Below are 18,945 nucleotides of genomic sequence, written 5' to 3'. Positions count from 1 at the left end.
CCTGCTGGTGATTGAATAGAAACAAATGTCCTTACTATCAAGCCCATACTCGAATTTTTCGGGACAATGTTCTATTTCTTGCGCAATAACTACCGGAGTCGTTCTGTCATGAAGCATTTCCCCGTTTTCCTTGCTGTCGAAGGTCGCCGCATCGTCGTGTCCGGCGGTGGCGAGGCCGCTTTGGCCAAGGTTCGGCTTTTGCTGAAGACCGAGGCGCGGATCACCGTCGTGGCGGCCGCTCCGATTGCGGAGGTTTCGGCTCTGGCGGCGCAAGGACGGTTAACACTTATCGCGCGCGCGCTGGAACCGGGCGACGCAATGTGTGCCACGCTTTTCTATGCCGCGAACGACGACGACGCCGAAGATGCACGGGTGACAGCGCTCGCGCAGGCGGATGGTGCGTTAACCAATTGGGTCGATAATCTGGGCCAAAGCCAGTTCATCACTCCGGCAATCGTCGACCGTGATCCCGTGACGGTTGCGATCGGCACCGAAGGCGCAGCGCCGGTCCTGGCGCGATCCATCAAGGCCGATCTCGAAGCGCGGCTTCCGCGCGCGCTTGGAACGCTGGCGCGGGTCGGCAAGTCATTTCGCGGCGCTGTCGAAGTCTTGCCGATGGGCCGCAAGCGCCGGGCGTTCTGGTCAGAATACTACGACCGCGTCGGTCCCGAAACCTTTGACCGCGCGGGCGAAGCGGGTTTGCACAAAGGCCTCGAAGACCTTCTGGCGCAACACATTTACAGAGATGCTGAAGCGGGGCGCGTGACATTTGTCGGTGCCGGACCGGGCGATCCCGAATTGCTGACGATCAAGGCGCGGCGTGCCTTGCACGAGGCGGATGTCGTGATCCACGACCGTTTGGTGACGCCCGAAATTCTTGAGCTGGCGCGCCGCGAAGCACTGATCATCAACGCGGGAAAAGAAGGCTTTGGACCCTCGATGAAGCAGTCCGACATCGACGCGCTGATCGTCGAACACGCGCTTCGGGGCGCGCATGTGGTGCGTTTGAAGTCTGGCGATCCGACGGTTTTCGGGCGTCTGGACGAGGAAATCGATGCCGTGACTCAGGCTGGCGTTAACTTTTCGATCGTGCCCGGAATCACCTCGGCGTCGGCTGCGGTTGCCTCGATTGGTCAAAGCCTGACCAAGCGGGATCGTAACGCTTCGGTAAGGTTCGTTACCGGCCACGACATGAAAGGCTATGCCGAGCACGACTGGCGCGCTTTGGCGGCACCGGGTCAGGTTGCGGCGATCTACATGGGCAGAAAGGCATCAAGGTTCGTGCAGGGAAGGTTAATGATGCACGGCGCCGCACCTGATACGCCGGTGACGGTGGTCGAAAACGCATCGCGCGCCGACCAACGTGTTCTGGAAAGCCGTTTGTCCACTTTGCCAGACGATATTTCTTCAGCCGATATGAACGGCCCTGCCCTTATTCTATTCGGCCTCGCACCACGCGCCGCGCTGGCCGCCTCCCCGGAATTAACAAAGGAGATCGCGCTATGAGCCGCCCTTTCACACCCAAGGTGTTGACTGCGAATGACCTGATCGAAGGCGATGCCGTATGGTTAACCCCACGCGACGAATGGAGTCGCAACATGGCGGACGCCGAGTTGCTGGAAGACGAGGCTGTTGCACAGGACCGGTTGCTTTTTGCAATTGCGCAATCGGATGTCGTGGTGGGCGCGTATCTCGTCGACGCGAAAGCCTCGGACGCGGGCCCTGCACCGGTGCATTTCCGCGAGGAATTCCGCACGCGCGGCCCGTCAAATTATCCTCATGGCAAGCAAGTCGGAGCCTGAAACGCATGTATACCTATACAGATTTCGACGAAAAATTCGTGCGCGAGCGCGTGGCCCAGTTTCGTGGTCAAGTCGAGCGACGCCTCGAAGGCGCGCTCACCGAGGACGAATTCAAGCCGTTAAGACTGATGAACGGTCTCTACTTGCAGCTGCATGCCTATATGCTGCGCGTCGCGATCCCTTATGGCACGTTGAACGCACGCCAGATGCGTCAGCTTGCCTATCTGGCCGAGCGATGGGACAAAGGATATGGCCACTTTACGACGCGCCAGAATATTCAGTATAACTGGCCGAAACTAAAAGATATTCCAGACATGCTGGACGCCCTTGCGGACGTCGGGATGCATGCCATTCAAACCTCGGGCAACACGATCCGCAATGTGACCGCAGATCATTTTGCGGGCGCTGCAGCGGACGAAATCGAAGACCCGCGTCCCATTGCGGAGCTTTTGCGGCAATGGTCGACTGACCACCCCGAATTCCAGTTCTTGCCGCGGAAATTCAAGATTGCGGTGACGGGTTCGCCAAAGGATCGCGCCGTCACCAAGGCACATGATATCGGGCTTCGGATGGTCCGGAATGACGCGGGTGAACCCGGCTTCGAGGTGATTGTTGGCGGTGGCTTGGGTCGCACGCCGATGATCGGAAAAGTGATCCGGGACTTTCTGCCTAAGGCGCACTTGCTGCCCTATTGCGAAGCGATTGTCAGCGTTTACAACCTGCTTGGACGCCGCGACAACAAGTATAAAGCGCGCATCAAGATTACGGTTGCAGAGAACGGGCTGGATAAGATCCGCGATCTCGTGGAAGCACGCTTTGACGAATTACGACGTGAATTCAGTGGCTTCGATCAGGATCTGTTGAAGAAAATCGAAGCTGAGTTCACCCCCCCGACGTTCCGCGATGCCCAACTTGAAGGATATGAGGCGTATCGTGCGGCCAACCCAGCGTTTCGATCCTGGACGGACACAAATCTGGATGACCACCGCGCGCCGGGCTATGCGATTGTCTCGGTTTCGATCAAGAAACACGGCGCAACGCCTGGGGATGCCAGCGCGGACCAGATGCGCGCACTGGCCGAGCTTGCCGAACGTTATGGACATGACGAACTGCGCATCAGCCACGAGCAGAACGTGATCCTGCCACATGTGCATAAATCCGATCTTCCGGCTGTTTACGAAGGTTTACGCGCTGCAGACCTCGCAACCGCGAATATCGGTCTGGTGAGCGACATCATCGCCTGCCCCGGCATGGATTATTGCGCGCTGGCGACGGCAAGGTCGATCCCGATCGCGCAGGAGATCGCAGAGCGGTTCGACGCTTTGAAACTGGAGCACGAGATCGGGGCGCTGAAGATCAAGATTTCGGGCTGCATCAACGCCTGTGGCCACCACCACGTGGGTCACATCGGAATTTTGGGGCTGGATCGCGCCGGTGTCGAGAATTACCAGATTACGCTTGGCGGCAACGGAACCGAAACAGCCACAGTTGGAGAACGCGCGGGTCCCGGCTTTTCCGCCGAGGACATCGTACCTGCGATCGAGCGGCTGATTGGGGCCTATTTGCACATCCGAAATGATGCGGATGAGACGTTTCTCATGACTTATCGCCGGGTCGGACTGACCCCGTTCAAGGCAGCTCTTTATCCCGAAAAGGAGGCACAAAATGCCGCTTGAAGCCGCAGTTTCCCCGGTCAGCGAACGCGTTGACGAACTGAACCGGATCTATGCCCACCACTCGGCGGCATCTGTTCTGGAACACGCGTTACGTGACCCTCTGGTCGGTCGCACTGCGCTCTTGTCATCGTTCGGCGCCGAGTCCGTCGTGCTTTTGCACATGGTTTCGGTGATCGACAGGACCACGCCGGTCTTGTTTCTGGACACCGAAATGCTCTTTCCTGAAACGCTGGAGTACCAACGCGATGTTGCGACGGCATTACGGTTGACCGATGTGCGGGTCTTTGGCCCCGACCGGGACTTAACCTTTGTGAACGACCCCAATAGCAGGTTGCATGTGACCAACCCGGACGCCTGCTGTGCGATGCGCAAGTCCGAGCCGCTGAAACGCGCTCTCGCCCCTTTTGAGGCGTGGGTCACGGGGCGCAAACGCGTTCAGGGCGGCAAGCGCACCGCGCTTCGCTTCTTCGAGGCTGACGGCGAAAACAGAATGAAAATCAATCCTCTTGCGCATTTCTCGCACGCGGATATCGAGGACTATCTTCAAAACAACCGCTTGCCGCGCCATCCTCTTGTCTCGAAGGGCTATGCCTCGATCGGTTGTGCGCCCTGCACGACGAAAGTGGCGCCCGGCGAAGATGCGCGTGCGGGTCGCTGGCGCGGGCTGGACAAGTCGGAATGCGGGATACACTTGGTTAACGGCCAAACCGTTCGACGGTTTTCGGAGGCGCGGACATGACCGTCATCGTCACCGATACAGGCTTTGAAAGCGATGATTGGGCGCAAGGGTTCAAGCTGCCGCAGCAGCTTGCAGCCAACGATTCCGCCCCTGCTGTCGCCGTGGATCTGGCAAGCGATGCCGATCCCGAAATCTTGCAGGACCGCCTTCCGGGGATCGATCTGATCCGGGTGGATTTCCCCAGCTTTGCCGATGGACGCGGCTTTACCATTGCGCGCCGCCTGCGTCTGATGGGCTTTCAAGGGCGTCTTCGCGCCAAAGGTCACGTCATCGCCGACCAATATGCGATGGCGCGTCGCTCAGGGTTTAACGAGGTTGAGATCGACGCCGAACTGGCGGAGCGCCAGCCCGAAGATCAGTGGTTGGCCCGTGCCGATTGGCGCGCGCATGACTATCAATCGCGGCTGCGCGGTTGAACGACGCTTTATTTGACTGACATCAACGTTTAGGACGAGGGGCGACCCTAGAAGGGTCGTTAACATTTATGACCGAGCAGAAACACGTGAACCAAGCCACAGCCAGACCCGTGACCCTTCCCGATGCACAGCGCGTCACGGAAGTTAAGCACTATACCGACCGATTGTTTTCCTTCCGCTGCACGCGGCCTGCGTCGCTGAGATTTCGTTCGGGCGAGTTCGTGATGATCGGCCTGATGGGCGACCCGGACCCGAAAACAGGCAAGCAGAAACCGCTGCTGCGCGCCTATTCCATCGCATCGCCATCCTGGGATGACGAATTAGAGTTCTATTCGATCAAGGTGCAGGATGGGCCATTAACCTCGCGATTACAGCACATTAAGCCAGGAGACGAAATTATCCTGCGCCCGAAACCTGTCGGCACCTTGGTGCATGACGCGCTGCTACCGGGCAAACGTCTCTGGCTGTTCGCAACCGGCACGGGCTTTGCACCTTTTGCGTCGCTTTTACGCGACCCGCAGACCTATGAGGACTATGACGAAGTCATCATCACGCACACCTGCCGCGAGGTGGGAGAGCTGACCTATGGCCGGGATCTGATCCAGTCGATCCGCGAAGACGAGATGCTGGCGGAACTTATAGGTGAAGGATTTGCCGACAAGTTGAGGTATTATCCCACGACCACGCGCGAAGAGAGCCCGAAGATGGGCCGGATCACCGATCTGATGCGCTCGGGCGAAGTGTTTGCCGACCTGAATGTGCCGGAACTGACGCCGGAAACCGACCGTGCGATGGTGTGCGGAAATCTGGCGTTCAATCTGGAAATAAAGGACATGCTGGAAGGCTATGGTCTGGTCGAGGGCGCGAATTCGCGGCCACAGCACTATGTCGTTGAAAAAGCGTTTCTCGACTGAACTATCGTTTTGACACTTGAAAAGGCCGCGCCGGAACCCGTCCTGCGCGGCCTTTTGTCTTAGTTTCCGAGTGCTTCCGAGACCTGATCGATCACGTCCTGAATCATCTCGGGGTTACCTTCGGCAGCATTGATCGCCGCGTTCAGCGTCGCCTTCGCCAAGGCGCCGAGTTCACTGGCGGCGACCCGCGCACGCAACTCATCCGCATCAAACGCGGGCGCTTCGGGTGCCGCATCCGCAACCGCGTCTGCGGTATCGGTCGCCGTTTCTGTCGCGGCATCTGCGGCCGCTTCGGTTGCATCAGACGCGGCCTCGGTCGCATCGGCTGCCGCCTCGGTCCCGGTTTCAGTGGCATCCGTTGTTGCGGCGCCGGTTGCCTCGTCGGCCAAGCCCTGCACAGCATCCTGCGCCTGTTCCGTCAGATTGTTAACCACATCACCCACGGCATCCGCCGCAGCCGAACCTTCGCCAAGGGCTTCGTTGACAGCGTCGGATGCGGCCGTGGCAGCCTGGTCGATTGCGCTGTTGGCAGCATCCAACGCACCTTCAACAGCGGTCTCGACAGCATCGCCGACAGCTTCGGCGGCCTCGGTTGTTTCCTCGACGACCTCTTCTACGGCAGCCGGGGTTTCCACGGGTGCGGGTGCCTCGACCACAGCCGGTTCATTTCCTTGATTTTGCAGGAAAAACCAACCTGCCGCGGCAACGGCGAGGACGATGACTGCAATAACGATATTTCTCATAACTCAGGTCTCCTGGTAACCAAACTAGGCGCCTCATGAGACCCGCGGCCTCCATTGTCCAGCCCCAATGCTGCACTGCCGCAAAACCGGCAAAACACAGCCAATGCAACAGAAGTGGTCTCCATTGCCCAAGGTCGCGCTTTCATGGTTGTAAGCAGCGCGAACTGCCCTTAATTTACGCGACCAGAACAGTCATTACGGAAAGGACGCTCACCATCGCTCGCAGACCACACAACGCACCCCCGGTGCGTAACACAGGCCCCCGGATCAATGAACATATCCGAGCGCCCGAAATTCGCCTTATCGGCGCCGAAGGAGAAAACGTCGGCGTGGTGACGCCGGAACGCGCCGTGGAAATGGCGATTGATGCCGGGCTCGATCTGGTTGAAATTTCTCCGAATGCGACCCCTCCCGTCTGCAAGATCATGGACTTCGGCAAGTTCAAGTACGAGCAGCAAAAGCGCGAGAGCGAGGCCCGCAAGAAACAGAAGATCATCGAAGTCAAAGAGATCAAGTTCCGCCCCAATACGGACACCAACGACTATGACGTCAAGATGCGCAACGTGATGCGGTTCCTCGAAGCCGGGGACAAGGTCAAAATAACGTTGCGGTTCCGCGGGCGCGAAATGGCGCACCAGAACCTTGGACGTGAGTTGCTGGAGCGTGTGGCCGACGATGTCGAAGGTGTCGGCAAGGTCGAGAACATGCCCAAGATGGAAGGCCGCCAGATGGTCATGATGATCGGCCCTGCGAAGTAAGCGCCCGATCTCAATTTTTTTCAAAACCCGGCCACTTTGGTCGGGTTTTTTCATGTTTGGGGCTACGCCGGCTTGCGCCCTGTTGGTGCAGGCGCGCCCTTTCGTTTCGCTGGTGATTGCGCGACACTTGCACCGATTCTTCACCCTTCGACACAGAGGCCCCCGATGAACCTGCAAGCGACGCCGACATCCAAAGACGCTCCCGATCTTGGTCGTTTCGACTGGGAAGACGCGTTGCGCCTGTCGGACCAGTTGAGTGAAGAAGAACGCATGCTGGCACAGGGCGCACGCGATTTTGCAGGTGATGTTCTGGCCCCGAAAGTGCGCGCTGCCTACGCAAACGAGACCGTCGATCCCGGCATTTTCGCCGAAATGGGAACTGCGGGCCTGCTCGGCGTCACGATCCCCGAAGGCTATGGCGGGTTGGGTGCCGGCTATGTCGCCTACGGGCTTGTCGCGCGCGAGATTGAACGTGTGGATTCCGGTTATCGCTCGATGATGTCGGTGCAGTCCTCGCTGGTGATGTATCCGATCTATGCCTACGGCACCGAAGAACAGCGGCAGAAATACCTGCCGGGACTGGCCGCAGGCACGCTCATCGGATGTTTCGGCCTGACCGAACCGGACGCCGGTTCTGACCCGGCGGGCATGACGACGACCGCGCGCAAGACGGACGGCGGTTACCTTCTGAACGGCGCCAAAATGTGGATCTCGAACAGCCCGATCGCCGACGTCTTCGTGGTCTGGGCCAAGTCCGACGCCCATGACGGCAAGATCAAGGGCTTCGTTCTCGAAAAAGGCATGAAAGGCCTCTCCGCTCCGAAAATATCGGGAAAACAATCTCTACGCGCATCAGTCACCGGCGAGATCGTGATGGAAAACGTCGAAGTCGGCGAGGACGCCCTGCTTCCTGGCGTCGCGGGTCTGAAAGGCCCCTTTGGCTGCCTGAATCGCGCCCGCTATGGTATCGCCTGGGGTGTGATGGGTGCCGCCGAAGCCTGCTGGCACGCCGCGCGTCTATACGGGCTGGATCGCAAGCAATTCGGCAAGCCCCTCGCGCAGACGCAATTGTTTCAAAAAAAGCTGGCCGACATGCAGACCGAAATCACGCTGGGCCTTCAGGCCGCCTTGCAGGTCGGTCGCCTGATGGACGCCGCAAACGCCGCCCCCGAAATGATCAGCCTGATCAAACGCAACAACTGCGGCAAGGCGCTCGATATCGCGCGCATGGCCCGCGATATGCACGGCGGCAACGGGATTAGCGAGGAGTTTCAAGTCATTCGCCACATGATGAACCTTGAAACCGTGAACACCTACGAAGGCACCCACGACATTCACGCCCTGATCCTCGGTCGCGCGCAAACCAATCTGCAAGCTTTCTTTTAACCCTCTTTGGGTCCGAAAAATCTCGGGGGAAAGCGAAAGCGGGGGGGGGCGGAATCCCCTTCACCGCGTCTTCAAAAGCGAAACAATCGCACGCCTTTGTCCCCAAGCCACGCCTTGCCACGGCCCCCCGACCTCCGATAACGTCAAGGCGTAGTGTGTTCGGGGGCGTGTGATATGGTAGCGGGGGCTGCTTTATCCGACGATCTCACCGATACCCAATGGCTTGTTCAGCTTGAGGATATTGGCGAGGAAGAAGGATATTTCTCACCATTGGGTGATCACCATGCGGCGGTCTTTGTTGACCGGTCGCAAGAGGTTCTTTTCGTTTCTTTTGAAACACTTGCAGGAGCGCGCTCGGTCAGTGAAACCGGCCTGCCGCTTGGCTTTGACGTCTGCGAAAGCCGCGGCTGGTCGCATCTGACGCTGCTGGCGATGAAAGAAACCTGGTATCGCAGTCCCTTTGTGTACGGCTATTTCGACCGACTGGTCGACGAAGGCTTCTTCGAGGATTTCGACAAGGTCATCTTCTACGGGGCAGGAATGTGTGGCTATGCGGCTGCGGCATTCTCGGTCGTCGCACCGGGGGCGACAGTGATAGCGGTCTCTCCGCAAGCCACTCTGGCGCGCGAACTGACCGAATGGGACTCGCGCTTTGAAGGCACCCGCCGGATGGATTTCACATCGCGCTACGGCTTTGCGCCCGACATGCTTGAAGCCGCCGAGGCCGCCTATATCATCTATGATCCCGACGAGGTTGAAGACGCCATGCATGCCGCGCTTTTTCGCGGCCCGAACATCTTCAAACACCGCTACCGTCGAGGTCGCTCGGGCGCGATCGACAGTGATCTGCGCACGATGGGGCTGATTTCCCGGCTCTGCGAAGTAGCCGTCAACGGCTATCTTTCTCCAGTCCAGGTGGCGCGAAATATGCGCGCGCGGCGGCGTCATATGCCATATCTGCGCGCCTTGCTTGCACGCGTGATCGCCGAGGACCGTCCCTTTCTGACGGCGCTTTTGTGCCGCGCGGTATTGGCGGATCGCCCTATTCCGCGTTTTCGCCATCACCTTGAAGCTGCCGAAGCCCGACTGAAGGAACAGGGCCGCGCGCTGCCCGGTCAATCCGCCGAGGCAGGTTCCAACGTCGGTTGAAAGCCACCCGCTTTTTCCAGAAACGCGACGATGTCAGCCACACCCTTGCCCTCGCGGATCGCAGCCATCACATGCGGTCGCCCAGCCCGTGCCGCCGCGGCATCCGAGGCCAAGAGCTCGGGGTCGACGCCAACGTAGGGTGCCAGATCCAGTTTGTTTACCACCAGAAGATCCGAACGCGTCAGACCCGGCCCCTTCTTGCGTGGAATGTCCTGACCCGCCGCCGTGTCGATCACGTAGATCGTCAAATCCGCCAGTTCGGGTGAAAAGGTCGCCGCGAGATTGTCGCCACCGCTTTCGATCAGGATCATGTCGAGGTCCGGAAAACACGCCCGCAAATCCGCCACGGCAGCCAGATTGATCGAGGCATCTTCGCGAATCGCCGTATGTGGACAGCCCCCGGTTTCGACGCCGCGAATGCGCTCGGCCGGCAAGACCTGCGCGCGCGTCAGAGCTTCGGCGTCTTCGCGCGTGTAGATATCGTTGGTGATCACCGCCATCGAATATCGCCCCGCCATGTGGCGGCAAAGCGCCTCGGTCAGCGAAGTTTTTCCGGCCCCGACGGGGCCTCCGATGCCGATGCGGAGGGGTCCGTGAAGGTGGCTCATGTGCGAAATATCCGTGTTTCCTGCGTTTCGTGGATCATCGACGCGCGGTCCGCGCCGAAGGTGGCGCTGCGGATGTCGATGGGGGATTTTCCCGGCGCATCTTCGGCCACGGCAAGGATCGTCGGTTGCAGCGCGGCAATTATCTTTTGCCCAGCCGCCTGCCCCAGCGGAATGTGACGCACGGCTCCGGTGACCAGCGTCGCAATCATCGACTGAAGGTAAAGCGCGGCCACTCGGTGGGTCGCAAGGTCGAGACCGCGCGCCGCCCGACCGACCGCGATAGGCAGCGCGGCAGCGGTTGCGCTTTCGCCGCGGAGATCGTTAACGGCGCGGGTGAAGGCAGCCCCCTGCTCCGAAGTTTCCTGCCAGCGTTCGGCGCTTGGGGCCAGCGCGGCAGCCCAGAAATTCAAGCCCGCAAGGTCGGCGTCCGGTGCCATCGCAGACGTCAGCAAGATCGCATCCGCCTGCCCGCTTCCATCCGTCAGGGTAAACCGCAGCCAATCCGCAAGGCTGGCACTGTCCTTCACGTCACCGTCGGCAATCGCGGTCTCAAGTGCTTGACTATAGGCGTATCCGCCCACCGGAAAAACCGGAGACAGCCAATGCGTCAAGGTTAACAGATCGGCATCACTCATGGCTATGAGCATGGCCGTGATGGTGATCGTGGCCATGGGACTTTGCATGGCCGTGAGCGGGCCCATGATCATGCCCGAAGGTGCGGCCATGCCCGTATGCACCGCCTTCGGGCAGGAAAGGTTCGTTAACCAAAGTTAACTCAGCGCCCAACTGCCTTAGCATGGCTTCAATCACGTGGTCGCGCGAAATGAGCAGACGCGCGGTCTCGACCTGGCATGGCGTGTGTCGGTTTCCGATATGCCAGGCAAAGCGCAAAAGATCGTGGCCGGTGACCTGAACCAGGTCTTCGGGCGCAGCTGTGATTGCAATCAGGCGGTCATCTTCCAGAACGAAGGCGTCCTGATCGTTCAGATGCGTAGCCCCTTCCAGATCGACGAGAAACTGCATTCCGCTGTCGCTGGTAAGCACCTTGCGCCGCAGGAAACGGTCTTCATAGGTTAGATGACAGCGATCTGTTGCGCCGGAACCGGCGCCGGGTCGGATGGATTGGCAAAGCGGCAGCGACGTCATGCAGAACACCTTTCAAAAACGCAAAAGGCCCGTGTCGGAGGGTCTCCGAACGGGCCGATATACGACAGAGCGACGCGCCGGGCGTCGCAGAGATTCAGAAGCCGGCGATGCCGGTGATGTGGCTGCGGGCAAGACCATTGCGGTCGTAGCCACGCGCGGCCAGTTGATTGTCGCTCATGGCGAACAGATCTTTGAAACGGCTGGTCGGCGCGAGAGCGGACATGACGCTTACGAAAAAAGCACGGGATACCATTGGACACCTCTGGGGGGTTTGAGTTTTGATCATATTGATCCCGGCTATGTGGTAGCGATCTGATCGCGGAACAACTGCCAAGATCACAACCCCGCCATGCGTTTCCTGCACGGCTGGCCGAGATCCGAGGTGACGTCTGAGAGAGCGCTGGCATCAGAACATGAAATATCGCTGGGCCATCGGCAAGACTTCGGCCGGTTCGCAGACCAAAAGCTGACCGTCGGCGCGCACTTCATAGGTTTCGGGGTTAACCTCTATGAACGGCATGGTATCGTTCAGAACCATGTCCTTTTTGCCGATGTTGCGGCAGTTTTGGACCGCCAGCGTATCGCGGAACATACCAAGGCTTTCGGCCACTCCGGCGTCGGTCGCGGCCTTGCTGAGGAACGCCACGGCGCTGCGTTGCACCGCGCGTCCCATGCTGGCGAACATTGGGCGCGAATAGACTGGCTGCGGCGTCGGGATCGAGGCATTCGGATCGCCCATTTGCGCGACGACGATTGAACCGCCAAGCAGAACCATCTCGGGTTTCACGCCAAAAAACGCTGGATCCCACAGCACCAGATCGGCACGTTTGCCTTCCTCGACAGACCCGATATGTGCGCCAATTCCGTGCGCAATTGCCGGGTTGATCGTATATTTCGCGATGTAGCGACGGACCCGAAGGTTATCGTTTTCTCCGGTTTCCTCGGCCAGACGTCCGCGTTGTTTCTTCATCTTATCAGCGGTTTGCCAGGTACGGATCGCAACTTCGCCGACGCGGCCCATAGCCTGACTGTCGGACGCAATGATCGAAAATGCGCCCATGTCGTGTAGGATATCTTCCGCAGCAATTGTCTCGCGACGGATGCGGCTTTCGGCAAAGGCGACGTCCTCGGGGATGGCCTTGTCGAGGTGGTGACACACCATAAGCATGTCGAGGTGCTCTTCAAGCGTGTTCACCGTGTAGGGGCGCGTCGGGTTGGTGGAACTGGGGATGACATTTGGCAATCCACAGACTTTGATGATGTCCGGCGCATGTCCTCCGCCAGCGCCCTCGGTGTGAAATGCGTGGATCGCCCGACCGTCGATTGCGGCAATCGTGTTCTCGACAAAACCGCTTTCGTTCAGGGTATCGGTGTGGATCATGACCTGGACGTCCATCTGATCCGCGACGTTCAGACAGCAGTCGATTGCACCGGGCGTCGTGCCCCAATCTTCATGGAGTTTAAGAGCAGCAGCGCCTGCGTTAACCATTTCATGAAGGGCCGCCGGCAAGGATGCGTTGCCCTTGCCGGACAGCGCTATATTCATCGGCACATCGTCCATCGCCTGTAGCATCCGACCGATATGCCACGGCCCCGGTGTGCAGGTGGTGGCAAGCGTTCCATGCGCCGGGCCCGTGCCGCCGCCCAGCATCGTTGTCATCCCCGAGTGCAGCGCATCTTCGATTTGTTGCGGACAAATCCAATGGATATGCGCGTCGAATCCGCCTGCGGTCAGAATGCGCCCCTCGCCAGCGATGGCTTCGGTTCCGGGTCCAATGATGATGTTGACGCCGTTTTGAGTGTCGGGGTTTCCGGCCTTGCCTATCTTGTGGATTCTGCCGTCACGCAGTCCGACGTCGGCTTTGTAGATGCCGGTATGGTCGACGATCAGCGCGTTGGTGATCACGGTATCGACGGCCCCTTCGGCGCGCGTGGTTTGCGCCTGCCCCATACCGTCACGGATCACCTTGCCGCCGCCGAATTTGACCTCTTCGCCATAGGTCGTGAGGTCACGCTCAACCTCGATGATGAGATCGGTATCGGCAAGACGCAGACGATCGCCGGTGGTCGGGCCATACATGTCGCCATAGGCGGCGCGCGAGATTTGAACGGGCATTTTCAGATGTATCCTTCGCGTCGGGACAGGATTTGATCGGACCCATTAATGAAGGTTAATGGCCGCGATGGCGGGCAGGATTTCATCACAGTTCTCCCATGACCTTTTGATTGAACCCGAAGACCTTTCGCGCGCCACCAAAGCGCACAAGCTGCACCTCGCGCCGTTGGCCCGGCTCGAAGCGGACTGCCGTGCCTGCGGCAATATCAAGCCTCATGCCGCGCGCAGCATCTCGGTCGAATTCAAGCCCGGCGTTGGTTTCGGCAAAGTGATAGTGACTGCCGACCTGCACAGGGCGATCACCGGTATTGGCGACCATCAATCGAAGGCTTTCAGCCCCCTCATTGAGGGTGATTTCAGCGTCAGCGGGGAAAAATTCACCGGGAATCATTCATCTTCCTTAACTATCATAATCAGGGTTTTTCGAAGCGTTCCATTTGTCCACTATTCGCGGGCCAAAGATGCCTATGGCCGCGCCGATTGCGAGAGGTGCCGCGTGCGGTTCGGAGAAAATCATCGACAAAATGGCGGCGGCGACGAGGCAGACAGCAAAGGCAAAAAGCCGCATCTCGATCGGGCTCGCCGGCACGTCATCAAGCAAAATGTTTTCAAGCGCGGATTTCACTTTCGGCTCCGCGTAGGGCGCCAGTGCGCCAGCCGCGATACCCAGGATCAAAGTCCCAAACATGGTGTTTCCTCCTCAAACATGTGTTGCGACAGTCTAGCAGGTTTCATCGGATCGGGTGATGCACGGTGACAAGTTTTGTGCCGTCGGGAAATGTCGCCTCGACCTGCACATCGTGGATCATCTCGGGGATGCCTTCCATGCATTGCTCCTTGGTGATCACATGGGCGCCCGCCTGCATCAAATCGGCCACCGAGCGCCCATCGCGCGCGCCCTCCACGACAAAATCCGTAATCAGCGCGATCGCTTCGGGGTGGTTCAGTTTCACCCCGCGCGACAGCCGGCCGCGCGCAACCATCGCCGCCAGCGAGATCAAAAGCTTATCCTTTTCACGGGGGGTCAAATTCATGTTTTCTTTCCGTTCAGGTTTGCCAGACGCGCGGCACGTCACATATGCCCAACGCCTTGATAACAGGTATTAAAATGCACCGGACGTTCCAGCTATCATCGCCCTCGACGCGGACAATCAGGCGGTTGCCCCAAGCACTTGCGGCGCCTTTGTTGCCGATGATCCGACGCACCTGGATCAGTCGATCCGAGGCATCGGGCGCGATGTAGACCAAACTTGCAAAGACCGAATGCCCAGCCAATCCAGCCCTGTTTTCGCGCTGCAAAAGCGTCTGCGGCGTCAACGCGATCTGTTCGGCGTGAAGGGGCGTGCCATCGCCCGCCATGACGTGGCGCAGGTCATTCAAAACCAGATTTCGCGGTGTCTCCTGCATCGCCGCGCGACCAAGGACAAGCGTTTCAACACCGAGGTAACGGGCACTTTTCGCCAGTGTGACGGTGGTTTTCCGGTTCAGGGAGGCATGTTCGAAAAGAATGGTTTCCTGCGGCATCCAGAGGCAAAAAGCGTCTTCGCCGACATGGATTTGGACGTCGACGTCCGCCGTCCCGGCGCTGCTTGCATAGGCGCGCTCGGCGGTCTGCGTGGCGGCCATGACGGTAGTTTCCGCCGCGATTTCAAGAGCGAATGACAACCTGTCGCCGCCGGTAAGACCGCCGGAAGTGTTCAGGAATACGACCTCCGGAATGCTTGTGTGAACGCGTGGAAGAATGGCCTTGGCCGAGCCCTGCTGGAACAAGTCCACCACCGCCCCCGCGCGCCCAAGCACGACCCGGGCCGCGCCCCTGCTGCGTTGATGAATTGGGTGAACAGTGTCGAGCATCGGGTCTTTTTTGGCTTGTTTCCAAATTAGTGTTAACGCGCCGAAACCTGGTCGCAATCCATCCGGGCCATTCTTCGCCGGCAGCGCGCGGATTTCTGGCTTGCTGCTTAATATTTAGGCGCACGGCTAGAGGCTGGCGCTTGGAAACGGCTTCGGCTAAGCCACATTCATGACCTCGACACTGACACTCCCCCGCCCCGACGATTGGCATCTCCATCTGCGCGACGGAGCCATGATGGAAGGCGTTCTTCCTTGGTCCGCGCGCCATTTCGCCCGCGCCATCGTGATGCCGAACCTTGTGCCGCCCGTCGTGACCGGCGCGCAGGCCGCAGCCTATCGCGACCGGATCATGGCTGCCCTGCCCGAGGGCGCCACGTTCGATCCGCTGATGACGCTTTACCTGACCGAAGCGACCGATCCTGACGATGTGGCCCATGCCTTTGCAAGCGGTCTGGTCAAGGCGGTCAAACTTTATCCGGCGGGCGCGACAACAAATTCCGCCAGCGGCGTATCGAATTTCGATAATGTTCGCAGCGTGTTGGAGCGAATGGCCGAGATCGGCCTGCCGCTTTGCGTGCATGGCGAAGTGACACGCGGAGAAATCGACATCTTCGATCGCGAGGCGGTGTTTATCGAGGAAGTTCTCGATCCGATCCGGCGCGCCACGCCCGGCTTGCGCGTCGTGATGGAACATATCACCACGGCTGAAGCTGCCGCCTATGCCAGTGAAGGCGGCGACGATCTGGGTGCGACCATCACAGTGCAACACCTGATGCTGGAGCGGAACGATATGCTGGTCGGCGGGATCAGGCCGCATTACTACTGCCTGCCGATTCTGAAGCGCCGCCGTCACCGCGAAGCCCTGGTGAAAGCCGCAACCGGCGGGGATCAAAGGTTTTTCCTTGGCACCGACTCGGCACCTCATGCGACCCATACCAAGGAAAACGCCTGTGGATGCGCGGGATGTTTCACAGCACCTGTGGCCTTGTCCTGTCTTGCAGAGGTCTTCGAGGAGGCCGGCGCCTTGGACAAACTGGCGGCGTTTACCTCGGTTAACGGGCCGCTTTTTTATGGGCTGCCGGTGAACGTCGAGACGATCACGCTGGAAAAGGGCGCGGCCCTTGACTGGCCCAGACAGATTGAAACCGGCGCGGGTCCGGTGACGGTGTTTGACGCCGGACGCCCGCTTCACTGGCATGTGCGCGACAACGGAGCAGACGAATGATCCCGACCAGCTATCCCACACAGGACGAAATTGCCCGGCTTTCGGCGCGCATGCTTTTGGAAATTGGCGCGGTGCATTTCAATGCCAAAGAGCCGTTCACGCTGGCGTCGGGCCTGCCCTCACCAACCTATATCGATTGTCGCAAGCTGATTTCCTATCCACGCATTCGCGCGACCCTGATGGATTTTCTGACTGTCACCGTGATGCGAAACGCCGGATTCGAGGCGTTCGACAATATCGCGGGCGGTGAAACTGCGGGCATTCCGTTTGCCGCCCTCGTGGCCGAACGCATGGCCCTGCCAATGACCTATGTGCGCAAGAAACCCAAAGGATATGGCCGCAACGCGCGAATCGAAGGCGTAATGACCGAAGGCGAGAGGGTGTTGCTGGTCGAGGATTTGACCACGGACGGCGGCTCGAAACTGTCCTTCGTCGATGCGATCCGCGAGACAGGCGCGACTTGCGGTCATACAGCGGTGATTTTCTATTACGGGATTTTTCCCGAGACGATCCAGACACTTGCCGATCACGGGGTTACCCTGCACCACCTTTGCACCTGGTGGGACGTCCTGACCGAGGCGCGCGAAAGTGGTGCTTTCGACGACGAAACCCTCTCGGAAGTCGAGGCTTTTCTGCGCGCTCCGCGACGCTGGCAGGACGCGCGCGCGGGAAATTAATTTCGCGCTAATTCCACACGATGTTGACGTGAGGCCCTTCCGGGGCGCAATATGAAGCGTCCCCGAAAGCGTCCACAGGCTGTCCACAGGATATCCAGATAGACGCGGGCTTGCGTTTGCGCGTATGCCATCTGGACGTTGTGGGGACCTTTGGTGTGAGGGCAGGATGAACGAGATCTCAACGATCCGGACAGGCGAAGTGGACAAAGGCGAGACCGAAATCGTCCCGCATAATATCGAGGCCGAACAGCAGCTTCTGGGCGCTATCTTGACCAACAACGACGTGTTTGACCGCGTCGCCGGCGTGATCAATGAAACCCATTTTTACGATCCGGTTCATGCCCGAATCTATGAGATCGCCTCGGCGCGAATCGCAAAGAATGCGCTTGCCTCGCCAGTAACGCTGAAAGCCTTTCTGGAGGACGATCCGGGTCTGAAGGAACTGGGCGGGCCGAACTATCTGGTGCGGCTTGCCGGGGCGGCGATTTCATCATTTGCCGCGCGTGACTACGCGCAAATGATATATGACCTCGCGATCCGTCGCAAACTGATGGATTTGGGCCGAGACATCGCCGAGAAGGCCGCGCGCGTCGAAGTGCAGTCTGAACCGCGCGAGCAGATCGTGGACGCCGAACAGGCCTTGTATAAACTGGCCGAAGCCGGACAGGTCAATCAAGGGTTTCAGAGCTTTCTCAGTGCAGTAACCGACGCTGTTAATATGGCGAATGCCGCTTATCAGCGCGAAGGCGGGATGTCAGGAGTATCGACCGGTCTGACGGACATGGACAAGAAGCTGGGCGGCTTGCACAAGTCGGACTTGTTGATTTTGGCAGGTCGTCCGTCGATGGGAAAAACCTCGCTGGCGACCAATATCGCGTTCAACGTGGCCAAGGCCTATAAGCGCGGGATGAAGCCTGACGGCACCGAAGGCGCGGTCGATGGCGGTGTTGTCGGCTTCTATTCCCTTGAGATGTCGGCCGAACAACTGGCGGCGCGCATCCTGTCGGAAGCCTCGGAAGTGCCCTCCGAGCAAATCCGGCGCGGCGACATGACCGAGGCAGAGTTCCGCCGGTTTGTCGAAGCTGCCAAGGCCCTAGAGGCCTGTCCGCTCTATATCGACGACACGCCCGCCTTGCCGATCAGCCAGTTGGCGGCGCGCGCGCGCCGCCTGAAGCGTGAACACGGGCTGGACGTGCTGATCGTGGATTATCTGCAACTGGTGCGGCCCGCGACCGCCAAAGACAGCCGTGTGAACGAAGTTTCTGAAATCACGCAAGGTTTGAAGGCGATCGCCAAGGAACTGGATATTCCGGTCATCGCGCTATCACAGCTTTCGCGTCAGGTGGAAAACCGCGAGGACAAGCGGCCTCAGCTTTCGGATTTGCGCGAATCGGGATCGATCGAGCAGGACGCGGACGTGGTGATGTTTGTGTTCCGCGAGGAATACTACAAGGAACGCGAAAAGCCTGGCGATCATGAACTTGAAGCCATGGCGAAGTGGCAGGAAGAGATGGAGCGCCTGCACGGACGCGCCGAGGTTGTGATCGGCAAGCAGCGTCACGGGCCGATCGGAACGGTCGAATTGTCGTTCGAGGGCCGTTTCACGCGCTTTGGCAACCTCGTGAAGCCCTGGCAACAGGGCGGCGGCGGTGGGGGCGATGTCGGGTTCTGACGCGATTTTTCGGTGGGTGTCCTTGGGGAGGCGAGCGCGAAGGCATGAGAGGTGTGCTGTCCGC

General features: G+C 59.3%; 22 protein-coding genes. 12 read left to right on the top strand and 10 right to left on the bottom strand.

Annotated features, from left to right (window positions below):
- Nucleotides 1-108: 108 nt before the first annotated feature.
- The 6 genes from cysG (at nt 109) to BOA8489_RS12435 (ending at nt 5,547) form a co-directional block, all read left to right on the top strand.
- The gene (gene cysG, locus BOA8489_RS12460; RefSeq protein WP_093974453.1) at nt 109-1,506 is read left to right on the top strand and encodes a siroheme synthase CysG; all 1,398 of its coding nucleotides are present in this window, start codon (nt 109-111) and stop codon (nt 1,504-1,506) included.
- Nucleotides 1,503-1,802 (top strand): DUF2849 domain-containing protein, encoded by a 300-nt coding sequence (locus BOA8489_RS12455; protein WP_093974356.1) that lies wholly within the window; start codon nt 1,503-1,505, stop codon nt 1,800-1,802. The genes cysG and BOA8489_RS12455 overlap by 4 nt, the downstream gene beginning before the upstream one ends.
- 5 nt (nt 1,803-1,807) lie before the next feature.
- Nucleotides 1,808-3,478 (top strand): nitrite/sulfite reductase, encoded by a 1,671-nt coding sequence (locus tag BOA8489_RS12450; protein WP_093974355.1) that lies wholly within the window; start codon nt 1,808-1,810, stop codon nt 3,476-3,478.
- Nucleotides 3,468-4,217, top strand: a complete 750-nt coding sequence (locus BOA8489_RS12445; RefSeq protein ID WP_093974354.1) for a phosphoadenylyl-sulfate reductase — start codon at nt 3,468-3,470, stop codon at nt 4,215-4,217. The genes BOA8489_RS12450 and BOA8489_RS12445 overlap by 11 nt, the downstream gene beginning before the upstream one ends.
- On the top strand, nt 4,214-4,633 hold the full coding sequence (locus BOA8489_RS12440) for a DUF934 domain-containing protein (protein WP_093974353.1): 420 nt from the start codon (nt 4,214-4,216) through the stop codon (nt 4,631-4,633). The genes BOA8489_RS12445 and BOA8489_RS12440 overlap by 4 nt, the downstream gene beginning before the upstream one ends.
- A 68-nt stretch (nt 4,634-4,701) precedes the next feature.
- Nucleotides 4,702-5,547 carry a ferredoxin--NADP reductase gene (locus tag BOA8489_RS12435; RefSeq protein WP_093974352.1) on the top strand — a complete coding sequence of 282 codons (846 nt, stop codon included), beginning with the start codon at nt 4,702-4,704 and terminating at the stop codon, nt 5,545-5,547.
- A gap of 59 nt (nt 5,548-5,606) precedes the next feature.
- Here BOA8489_RS12435 and BOA8489_RS12430 read toward each other — a convergent pair whose 3' ends face one another.
- On the bottom strand, nt 5,607-6,290 hold the full coding sequence (locus BOA8489_RS12430; RefSeq protein WP_093974351.1) for a hypothetical protein: 684 nt from the start codon (nt 6,288-6,290) through the stop codon (nt 5,607-5,609).
- A 245-nt stretch (nt 6,291-6,535) separates the two neighbouring features.
- Here BOA8489_RS12430 and infC point away from each other — a divergent pair, with 245 nt between their 5' ends.
- The 3 genes from infC (at nt 6,536) to BOA8489_RS12415 (ending at nt 9,583) form a co-directional block, all read left to right on the top strand.
- Nucleotides 6,536-7,048 carry a translation initiation factor IF-3 gene (infC, locus tag BOA8489_RS12425; RefSeq protein ID WP_245813819.1) on the top strand — a complete coding sequence of 171 codons (513 nt, stop codon included), beginning with the start codon at nt 6,536-6,538 and terminating at the stop codon, nt 7,046-7,048.
- 165 nt (nt 7,049-7,213) lie between these two features.
- Nucleotides 7,214-8,434, top strand: coding sequence for an acyl-CoA dehydrogenase (locus tag BOA8489_RS12420; protein ID WP_093974452.1), 1,221 nt, complete (start codon nt 7,214-7,216; stop codon nt 8,432-8,434).
- A 174-nt stretch (nt 8,435-8,608) separates the two neighbouring features.
- Nucleotides 8,609-9,583: a phosphoadenosine phosphosulfate reductase gene (locus tag BOA8489_RS12415; RefSeq protein ID WP_176440291.1), complete on the top strand. Its 975-nt coding sequence runs from the start codon at nt 8,609-8,611 to the stop codon at nt 9,581-9,583.
- Here the strand turns inward: BOA8489_RS12415 and ureG are convergent.
- From ureG to BOA8489_RS12370, 9 genes are all read right to left on the bottom strand, one after another.
- On the bottom strand, nt 9,550-10,191 hold the full coding sequence (gene ureG, locus BOA8489_RS12410; RefSeq protein WP_093974349.1) for an urease accessory protein UreG: 642 nt from the start codon (nt 10,189-10,191) through the stop codon (nt 9,550-9,552). The two genes, BOA8489_RS12415 and ureG, sit on opposite strands and share 34 nt — an antisense overlap.
- Nucleotides 10,188-10,862, bottom strand: coding sequence for an urease accessory protein UreF (locus BOA8489_RS12405; RefSeq protein WP_176440290.1), 675 nt, complete (start codon nt 10,860-10,862; stop codon nt 10,188-10,190). Before BOA8489_RS12405 ends, ureG begins: the two co-directional genes overlap by 4 nt.
- Nucleotides 10,819-11,337: an urease accessory protein UreE gene (locus tag BOA8489_RS12400; RefSeq protein WP_093974347.1), complete on the bottom strand. Its 519-nt coding sequence runs from the start codon at nt 11,335-11,337 to the stop codon at nt 10,819-10,821. Before BOA8489_RS12400 ends, BOA8489_RS12405 begins: the two co-directional genes overlap by 44 nt.
- 94 nt (nt 11,338-11,431) lie before the next feature.
- Nucleotides 11,432-11,590: a hypothetical protein gene (locus BOA8489_RS20460; protein WP_176440289.1), complete on the bottom strand. Its 159-nt coding sequence runs from the start codon at nt 11,588-11,590 to the stop codon at nt 11,432-11,434.
- 153 nt (nt 11,591-11,743) lie between these two features.
- A complete protein-coding gene (gene ureC / locus BOA8489_RS12390; protein ID WP_093974345.1) occupies nt 11,744-13,453 on the bottom strand; it encodes an urease subunit alpha in 1,710 nt (569 codons plus the stop codon).
- Nucleotides 13,454-13,538: 85 nt separating this feature from the next.
- Nucleotides 13,539-13,844 (bottom strand): urease subunit beta, encoded by a 306-nt coding sequence (locus tag BOA8489_RS12385; RefSeq protein ID WP_093974344.1) that lies wholly within the window; start codon nt 13,842-13,844, stop codon nt 13,539-13,541.
- Between the two features lie 9 nt (nt 13,845-13,853).
- Nucleotides 13,854-14,141 carry a hypothetical protein gene (locus BOA8489_RS12380; RefSeq protein WP_093974343.1) on the bottom strand — a complete coding sequence of 96 codons (288 nt, stop codon included), beginning with the start codon at nt 14,139-14,141 and terminating at the stop codon, nt 13,854-13,856.
- Nucleotides 14,142-14,184: 43 nt separating this feature from the next.
- Nucleotides 14,185-14,487: an urease subunit gamma gene (locus tag BOA8489_RS12375; RefSeq protein ID WP_093974342.1), complete on the bottom strand. Its 303-nt coding sequence runs from the start codon at nt 14,485-14,487 to the stop codon at nt 14,185-14,187.
- A 13-nt stretch (nt 14,488-14,500) separates the two neighbouring features.
- On the bottom strand, nt 14,501-15,307 hold the full coding sequence (locus BOA8489_RS12370) for an urease accessory protein UreD (RefSeq protein ID WP_093974341.1): 807 nt from the start codon (nt 15,305-15,307) through the stop codon (nt 14,501-14,503).
- Between the two features lie 169 nt (nt 15,308-15,476).
- Between BOA8489_RS12370 and pyrC the strand changes: the two genes are divergently transcribed.
- From pyrC to BOA8489_RS12355, 3 genes are all read left to right on the top strand, one after another.
- Nucleotides 15,477-16,532 (top strand): dihydroorotase, encoded by a 1,056-nt coding sequence (pyrC, locus tag BOA8489_RS12365; protein ID WP_093974340.1) that lies wholly within the window; start codon nt 15,477-15,479, stop codon nt 16,530-16,532.
- Nucleotides 16,529-17,209 (top strand): orotate phosphoribosyltransferase, encoded by a 681-nt coding sequence (locus tag BOA8489_RS12360; RefSeq protein ID WP_093974339.1) that lies wholly within the window; start codon nt 16,529-16,531, stop codon nt 17,207-17,209. Before pyrC ends, BOA8489_RS12360 begins: the two co-directional genes overlap by 4 nt.
- 166 nt (nt 17,210-17,375) lie before the next feature.
- The gene (locus BOA8489_RS12355) at nt 17,376-18,881 is read left to right on the top strand and encodes a replicative DNA helicase (protein WP_093974338.1); all 1,506 of its coding nucleotides are present in this window, start codon (nt 17,376-17,378) and stop codon (nt 18,879-18,881) included.
- The last annotated feature ends 64 nt before the right edge of the window (nt 18,882-18,945 follow it).

It is taken from the genome of Boseongicola aestuarii (assembly GCF_900184815.1).
Taxonomy (GTDB): domain Bacteria; phylum Pseudomonadota; class Alphaproteobacteria; order Rhodobacterales; family Rhodobacteraceae; genus Boseongicola; species Boseongicola aestuarii.
This window is presented reverse-complemented; position numbering and strand designations above follow the sequence as displayed.